Here is a 7,130-nt window from a genome sequence, read left to right on the forward strand (position 1 = left end):
GAAAGCCTTATATTTTCCCTTTAAAACCTTCTATCGGTGAGTGATTTGGAAGGATGGAAGGAAAAACTCAGGCGAGGAATCCTTGAAAATAATGAAATTTTAATAGAGCTGACTCTGGGAGGGGAATGCGGCGAATGGTTCCCCAGTCTGGCATTGTACGATAAGGAGAGGGATTCATGGTATTATTTTGATAACGAGATCATAACAGGCTTTACGGAGGACGAAGCTTTTAGGAATGCGATCGAATTCTTTGAAAAGCTTATTATAGGGCTTGAAGTTCCGGTTCTGAAGGTCTCTCCCTTTAAGGAAGCTCCCGGGGAGGTTTATGAAAAGTTAAAACGCCTTCTGGAGGAGTTAAAGGATGAGGATAAGGGTTAGGCTCTATGGAGAGCTGGCTCTAAAGCATTGCCCGGATTTCGAATTCGAAGTTCCTGACGGAAACAGGATTTCAGGCTTCTCGGGATAAGTGAACATGGAAACCACATACTCGTTAACGAGAAAAAAGCCAGCAGAAAGTACATCTTAAGGGAAAGGGACGTTTTAAAGATTCTACCCGTCGTCTACGGAGGCGGACCAACATCCTCTCCAAATGTCAGTGTTAAGTAAAGCTCAACCTTTCCACTCTCTATGGCTTGAATTATGTCCTCTTCAAGAGTTCTGAGTTCTTCATCGCTCAGGGGCTTCTTGTCTCCCAGTCTCTTTATCCTTCCATCCCTTCTGTCAAGCACTATCGTCTCCTCTCCGATGAGTAAGGGGAGGTAGTTTATCCTGATACCTCTGCAAATCCCATTTTTGAAATGAGCATATTTGTGTAGCGTCTGAGCTTCTCCATAGCAATCTTCCTTCACTTCTCCAAATCGTTTTTATACTTAACGTCCAAATTCCCTTGGGGATGGGTATGAAGATTAGAGTGAGGTATTTCGCGAGGTTTAGAAGCGTTGCGGGAGTGTCTGAAGAGGAATATGAAGTTCCAGAGGGAATAAAAGTTAAGGATCTGATTGATTTAATTCAAAAAAAGCATCCGAAGTTTAAAGAGGAGATTTTTGAGCAGAACGAGGATGCGGATGTTAATGTCTCAAGAAACGGGAAATATGTGGATTTTGGGGAGAAGCTTGAAGATGGGGATATAGTGGCGTTGTTTCCACCTGTGAGCGGTGGTTGAAATGCTGAGCGATAGGGAGTTAGAGAGGTACGACAGGCAGCTCAGGATATTTGGAGAGGGAGGACAGGAGAAGCTTAAAAATGCCAGAGTTGCTGTAATTGGTGTGGGCGGGCTTGGAAGTCCTGTAGCTTATTATCTAACCGCGGCAGGAGTTGGGAAAATTCTCCTTGTGGATGAGCAAACCCCGGAATTGAGCAACTTAAACAGGCAAATCCTCCACTGGGAAGAGGATTTAAGCAAAAATCCAAAGCCCCTCTCGGCAAAATGGAAGCTTGAAAAGCTCAACCCGGATATAAAAATTGAAACATTCGTCGGGCATCTGGATGAGGGAAATATTGATGATGTTCTGCAGGATGTCGATGTACTCGTGGACTGCTTGGATAATTTTGAGACGCGCTTTCTTTTAGATGATTTTGCCCATAAAAGGAGCATTCCTCTGGTTCACGGTGCTGTTGAGGGCTTATTCGGTCAGGTCACCACAATAATCCCGGGAAAAACCCTGTGTCTGAGAGAAATATTTCCAAGAGCACCCGGGAAAAAAGAGAACTTTCCGATTTTGGGAGCAACTGCAGGTGTCATTGGGAGCATTCAAGCTGCAGAGGTTGTAAAGCTCATAACCGGGTTTGGAGAGCCACTGGCAAATAAACTTTTGATTGTGGATCTCGAGCATAACTCCTTTGATGTTGTGGAGCTTGAATAGGAGGTATTGAAATGTTAATTGGAGTGGTGGGTAAAATTGCAGCTGGAAAAACAACGATAGCCAAGTTTTTAGAAGAACTCGGTTTTTGTAGAATTTCATGCAGCGATCCTCTAATAGATCTTCTAACTCATAATGTAGGGGAATACTCATGGATTCCAGAGCTTCCTGAGAGAAGAGAACCAACCAGAGATACTCTAATTAAATACGGAAAATATCTGAAGGATAAATATGGGGAAGACATTCTAATCAGACTTACTCTTGATAAAAAGAGGAACTGTAAGAATGTAGTAATTGATGGGGTTCGTTCTAAGGGAGAAATTGAGGCGGTAAAGCAGAATGGGGGAATTGTCATATATGTTGATGCGGATGCTAGACTCAGATACGAGAGATTGAAGAAAAGAAATGCAAGTAAGGACAGGGTTATAAAGAGCTTTGAAAACTTTCTGGAGATGGATGAAGCAGAGGAGAAGCTCTATCAAACAAGCAGGCTTAAAAAGATGGCGGATTTCATGATAATGAACGAGGGGACGCTGGAGGAATTAAGGAAAAAGCTTGAAAATATTCTAAAAAATAAAATGTTTCCTTTTGAGACATAGGTACTGTTAGGGCTTTTGATAATGCTCGTGAAAGAAACTAGAACTACACCCACGCCACGATTATCCTAACAGTATGGAGACATAGGACGATAATTTTATAACTCTTTACACCGTAAATATTGCGGCTGGTGCTATCATGAATATACTTGCTGGGTTCATGATAATTCTGAACTTCATAGCGGGCATAATCAGCCTATTCGTATTCTATAAGGGGCTTACGTATAGGAAGGACTTTCTAAACTTCTTTACCCATTTGAAAGCCGTTTATAACCTTTTTCTTGCGGGCTTTTTGATTGTCTCCGGAGTGGCATTTTTCTCCCTCTTTAGATCCTATGACGGCTATACGCCCATGGAAGCATCTTTAAATTCTCTCTTAGTTCTGGTATTCCTTTTAATAGCATTCTCGTGGCAGAAGCTGGTTAAAGGTCTGATAGAAAAGGAAAAAGCGTATCTCGCAACTTACAAGGAGATCAAGGAAATACACATAGCCTCCGGTTTGTACCTTTGCAAATACCGGGAACCATGCCTCAATATAGCCAGGGCATTCATCGACAGGTTTGAGAGCATGATAATATGCAGGGAACCCCCGGAGGTCTTGAGGAACAAGCTGGATATAGGAGAGGATGTAAAAATCTGGTGGCTCACAAAAGCCGAGAGGGAGGACGCAATTCACCCAACGAGGCTTCCTTTTATGACTTATAACATAGTGGAATTCATAAATAAGGAGAACCATAAGAGATTCGTCCTCCTCGATGGCATTGAATATCTCATACTTGAGAATGGATTTGAATCGATCTACAAATTCCTGACATCCCTGAAGGATTATGCAATTCTCTACGATGCAGTTATATTAGTACCGATTGATCCGGATGCGTATGATCTCAAGGAGTACAACCTGCTGTTAAGGGAATTTGAAGTTCTGGAGGAGAAGAGGGCGCTGTTCTCAAGCATGGGCAAAGTTTATGTCCTATAATTTTCTGAGTGATAACTATGAGAGTGTTTGAAAGCTACAGAGAATATGTGAGCCATTTCTCCCGGCTTGTGCAGCTTGAGAGAGAAGAGGAGATGAGACAACAGACAGAGGAGATTGAAAAACTCAGCGGCCAGAAAAGAGAGAAACTTGGACGTGCAGTTCTCAATCTAACGGGAAAAGATATTGGGCGCGGTTTAGGAGGGAAGTATCTCGTCAAGTTCGGGAGGAAGAACTTTCCAGAGACTGAGATAAGTGTGGGGGATTTGGTTATAGTGAGTCTCGGGAAACCAAAGCCCAGGGATCCTCAAGGAACCGTCGTAGAAAAGGGCAGAAACTTCCTCGTCGTGGCGTTTGATAAGAAGCCCCCTTCCTTCGTGTACCGGAAAAAAGTGAGGATCGACCTCTATGCAAATGATATAACTTTCCAACGGATGCTCGATGCTTTAAAACTCTTTGGGAAGGGTGATTCAAGGCTTGGGGATGTCATTCTTGGAAAGAGAAAACCTTCATTTATACCCTCCCAGAGCAAAATACATTTTGTTAACGATAGTTTGAACCCTTCCCAGAAAATAGCTGTGAAGAAATCTCTGGAAGCACAGGAGCTTTTTTTAATCCACGGTCCTCCAGGGACAGGGAAAACCACGACTTTAGTGGAATCAATAGTTCAACATGTTAAGAGGGGATATAAAGTTTTGGCAACGGCAGACTCAAACATAGCCGTGGACAACTTGGTTGAGAAGCTTGTGAATGCGGGTATTGTGGTGGTGAGGGTAGGGAACCCCGCCAGAGTCAGCAAACCCCTGTTAGAGCACACTCTTGACTATCTCATTCAAAAGGATGAATCTTTCAAAGAATCAGAAGAAATCTGGCGGAAAATTGATGTTTTGAGGGAGGAGCAGAGGAAATACACGAAGCCGAGTCCCCAGTGGCGTAGGGGTTTAAGCGATGAACAGATAAAAAGCCTCGCGAGAAGTGGGAGGAGTTCGAGAGGTGTTCCATTACGGAGAATTCAGGAGATGGCAAAGTGGCTGGAGCTGCAGGATAGGATAAACTCCCTTGTTAAAAGAGCAAGAGTGCTTGAACTGAAGGCTGTGAATAGTATACTTGAGAGGGCTCAAGTTGTATGCTCCACAAACTCAACGGCGGGAAGCGAGCTGCTCATGGGAAGGAAATTTGATGTCGTTTTCATCGACGAGGCAACCCAGTCGGTTGAGCCCTCATGTATAATCCCGATAGTGAGAGGAAAAAAGCTAATAATGGCTGGAGACCATAAACAGCTTCCGCCTACCATTTTAAGCCAAAAAGCAAAAGTCCTTGAATTCACGCTCTTTGAGAGGCTTCTGGAAGTCTATGGGGATGATATAAAATCCATTCTTAGAGTTCAGTACAGGATGAATGAGAGGATAATGGAGTTTCCTAACAAGGAGTTTTACGGTGGACTTTTGATGGCTCATCCAAGCGTTGCAAAGCACAGCCTCGAGGACTTTCCACTCACATTAAGCGTTCTTGAAGAAAGCGAAGGATGGCTTAAAAAGGTTCTCATACCCCCAGTACCCCTGGTATTTATCGATACCCTTGGTTTGTGTGAGGAGAGACAGAGAAGAGGATCCACTTCAAGAGAAAATCCATGTGAAGCAGAAATTGTGGCTAAAATAACCAAAAAACTCCTTGAAATGGGTGTTAAAGCGAGTGATATTGGAGTGATAAGTCCCTACGATGACCAGATTGACCTTCTCAGGAGGATGATTAATGTTGAGGGGCTTGAGATCAAAACGGTAGATGGTTATCAGGGGAGGGAGAAGGAGGTTATCGTTATTTCCTTCGTTCGCTCTAATAATCGGGGAGAACTGGGTTTTCTTGAGGACTTAAGGCGGTTAAACGTTGCAATAACGCGGGCAAAGAGGAAGCTCATCATGATAGGGGATTCAAAAACGCTCTCGTCAAACGAAACTTATAAACGACTAATTGAATATGTTAGAGGGGAGGGAGGTTATATCCTATGGGAGCCCTAATCATTATAGCTCCTTGTCTCATCAGCCCCTTCTACGTTTACAGAGGCCCAAAGGAGAAAGAATACAAAACTAGTGAAGCTCTCTTAAATCTACTGAGTGAATATTCCGACAGGATAAAGCTCTTTACTTATCCATGTCCGGAATATGAGCTTATCGGCTGGCCGAGGCCGCCCATGAGCAGAGAGGTGTTTATGCGTCTTGGGATGAGCGAGAGGGCAAAAACGATAAGTGAGTTTATAGGTAGGGTCATAGCCGAAGAAAAGCCTGAGAAGATTGTTTTCATTGGAGTTAAAGGTTCTCCCACCTGCGGCGTTTTTCACACAACATCGAGCGACCCAGATAAATTCGATCACTCATTCCTTAAAGAGTTCCACAGACTGACTAAGGAGGAAAGGATAGCACATTATACTGAGATACTCAAGCGCTCGGGCTTTAGAATCGTGAAGGGGGAGGGGATACTCTTCGAGATACTAAAAACGAAGTTTTCGGGAGCTGTCTATGTAGAGTTTGACAAGGATAACATTGAGGAGAGCCTGAAGAGGCTGAAAGGGGTGCTAGAGGGGTTATGAAGGCTCTCATATTTCTATTCATCACAAGAACCCGGAGGAAGTCGCCAGGTTGAAGTTTTAAATGCCGATTTAACCAAACCTTGGAGAATACGAGAGGAAGAACTTGTTGGAGAGTTTTCATGCAGAGGCTGGGATACAAATGGTGGCTAGCGAAGGTATGGGCATCCAAATGAGAAGGATTTAGAGAGAGCGAGGAGGTTTGCTGAAAAGTTAAAATTGAAATATAGGGAATACTAAGCCTCCCTTATCGCCTTCTCCACAAGCTCCTTCGCCTTCTTCATCAACCCCTCCGCTTTCTCCTTCGTGTGTGCCTCAAGGGTTATGCGCATTATCGGCTCCGTCCCGCTCGGTCTGAAGAGAATCCACCACTCGTCGTTCTCAATCCTTACCCCATCAATGTCAATGAGCCTCTCATAGTCGAAGCTCCTGAGCGCTTCCTTTTCTATGAGCTCCATCGCCTTTGCCTTCTTTCCGTTGGGACAGGGGATTTTTGCCCTCAGCGTAACGTAGCGCGGGACATCCTTCGCGAGCTCGCTCAAAGGCCCCAGCTTGTCAATCATCTCAAGAACCAGTGCACCGGCGAAGATTCCATCGGGGGTTAAGTTCCATTGAGGCATTATCCAGGTGCCGCTTGGCTCTCCTCCAAAGATGGCATTCTCTCTCATGATTCCCTCAGCAACAGCAACATCACCGACCTTAACCCTAACGACCTCTCCCCTAACATAATCGTCCAGAGCAAAGCCCGCATCAACGGTTGTGATTATCTTTCCCTTTCCAAACCTGCGGAGCATGTAGCCGCTTATTAAGGAAAGCATCACCTCGTACTCAACAAAGCGGCCCTCATCATCAACGACTCCAATTCTATCCGCGTCACCATCGTGTGCAATTCCTATATCCGCATTCATGGCTTTCACTGTCTTTGCAAGCCCCTCGAGACTTTTTGCATTCGGTTCAAGTTCACGTACAAAAAAGCCGGAAGGGTTTGAATTTAAGCTTATCACCTTATTTCCGAGCCTCCTTTGAAGATAAGGACTTAGGATAGAGCCCGCACCGTTACCCGCATCTAGGACAACAGTGTAAGAATCGTCGAGATTAACAACTTCCAGGGCTTTTTTAAT

Annotated in this window: 10 protein-coding genes; 8 read left to right on the forward strand and 2 right to left on the reverse strand. The window is 44.3% G+C overall.

The window, feature by feature from the left end:
• The first annotated feature begins 36 nt into the window (after positions 1–36).
• Together ACXJGZ_RS03040 and ACXJGZ_RS03045 are read left to right on the forward strand one after the other, a co-directional pair.
• Positions 37–378, forward strand: coding sequence for a hypothetical protein (locus ACXJGZ_RS03040; RefSeq protein ID WP_456398277.1), 342 nt, complete (start codon positions 37–39; stop codon positions 376–378).
• A 105-nt stretch (positions 379–483) separates the two neighbouring features.
• The gene (locus ACXJGZ_RS03045; protein ID WP_456320775.1) at positions 484–606 is read left to right on the forward strand and encodes a hypothetical protein; all 123 of its coding nucleotides are present in this window, start codon (positions 484–486) and stop codon (positions 604–606) included.
• Here the strand turns inward: ACXJGZ_RS03045 and ACXJGZ_RS03050 are convergent.
• The gene (locus ACXJGZ_RS03050) at positions 561–848 is read right to left on the reverse strand and encodes a hypothetical protein (RefSeq protein WP_456320765.1); all 288 of its coding nucleotides are present in this window, start codon (positions 846–848) and stop codon (positions 561–563) included. The genes ACXJGZ_RS03045 and ACXJGZ_RS03050 overlap by 46 nt on opposite strands.
• Before the next feature lie 50 nt (positions 849–898).
• On the opposite strand from ACXJGZ_RS03050, the gene ACXJGZ_RS03055 reads away from it, so the two are divergent.
• From ACXJGZ_RS03055 to ACXJGZ_RS03080, 6 genes are all read left to right on the forward strand, one after another.
• Positions 899–1,162 carry a ubiquitin-like small modifier protein 1 gene (locus ACXJGZ_RS03055; protein WP_456398278.1) on the forward strand — a complete coding sequence of 88 codons (264 nt, stop codon included), beginning with the start codon at positions 899–901 and terminating at the stop codon, positions 1,160–1,162.
• Between the two features lies 1 nt (position 1,163).
• Positions 1,164–1,862: a ThiF family adenylyltransferase gene (locus tag ACXJGZ_RS03060; RefSeq protein WP_456398279.1), complete on the forward strand. Its 699-nt coding sequence runs from the start codon at positions 1,164–1,166 to the stop codon at positions 1,860–1,862.
• An 11-nt stretch (positions 1,863–1,873) separates the two neighbouring features.
• A complete protein-coding gene (locus ACXJGZ_RS03065; RefSeq protein ID WP_456320768.1) occupies positions 1,874–2,458 on the forward strand; it encodes an AAA family ATPase in 585 nt (194 codons plus the stop codon).
• Between the two features lie 136 nt (positions 2,459–2,594).
• Positions 2,595–3,431, forward strand: a complete 837-nt coding sequence (locus tag ACXJGZ_RS03070; RefSeq protein WP_456398280.1) for a DUF835 domain-containing protein — start codon at positions 2,595–2,597, stop codon at positions 3,429–3,431.
• Between the two features lie 17 nt (positions 3,432–3,448).
• Positions 3,449–5,443, forward strand: coding sequence for an IGHMBP2 family helicase (locus ACXJGZ_RS03075; RefSeq protein WP_456398281.1), 1,995 nt, complete (start codon positions 3,449–3,451; stop codon positions 5,441–5,443).
• A complete protein-coding gene (locus tag ACXJGZ_RS03080) occupies positions 5,431–6,012 on the forward strand; it encodes a hypothetical protein (protein ID WP_293257083.1) in 582 nt (193 codons plus the stop codon). The genes ACXJGZ_RS03075 and ACXJGZ_RS03080 overlap by 13 nt, the downstream gene beginning before the upstream one ends.
• Positions 6,013–6,245: 233 nt before the next feature.
• Here the strand turns inward: ACXJGZ_RS03080 and ACXJGZ_RS03085 are convergent.
• A partial coding sequence (locus ACXJGZ_RS03085; RefSeq protein WP_456398282.1) for a phosphohexomutase domain-containing protein occupies positions 6,246–7,130 on the reverse strand: 885 nt, incomplete at its 5' end.

The sequence above is a fragment of the Palaeococcus sp. (in: euryarchaeotes) genome (genome assembly GCF_053987695.1).

Excerpts from the sequence above, each read along its gene's own strand:
- ACXJGZ_RS03060 (WP_456398279.1), top strand. The coding sequence starts at position 1,164 with ATGCTGAGCGATAGGGAGTTAGAGAGGTACGACAGGCAGCTCAGGATA.
- ACXJGZ_RS03080 (WP_293257083.1), top strand. The coding sequence starts at position 5,431 with ATGGGAGCCCTAATCATTATAGCTCCTTGTCTCATCAGCCCCTTCTAC.
- ACXJGZ_RS03075 (WP_456398281.1), top strand. The coding sequence starts at position 3,449 with ATGAGAGTGTTTGAAAGCTACAGAGAATATGTGAGCCATTTCTCCCGG.
- ACXJGZ_RS03065 (WP_456320768.1), top strand. The coding sequence starts at position 1,874 with ATGTTAATTGGAGTGGTGGGTAAAATTGCAGCTGGAAAAACAACGATA.
- ACXJGZ_RS03055 (WP_456398278.1), top strand. The coding sequence starts at position 899 with ATGAAGATTAGAGTGAGGTATTTCGCGAGGTTTAGAAGCGTTGCGGGA.
- ACXJGZ_RS03070 (WP_456398280.1), top strand. The coding sequence starts at position 2,595 with ATGAATATACTTGCTGGGTTCATGATAATTCTGAACTTCATAGCGGGC.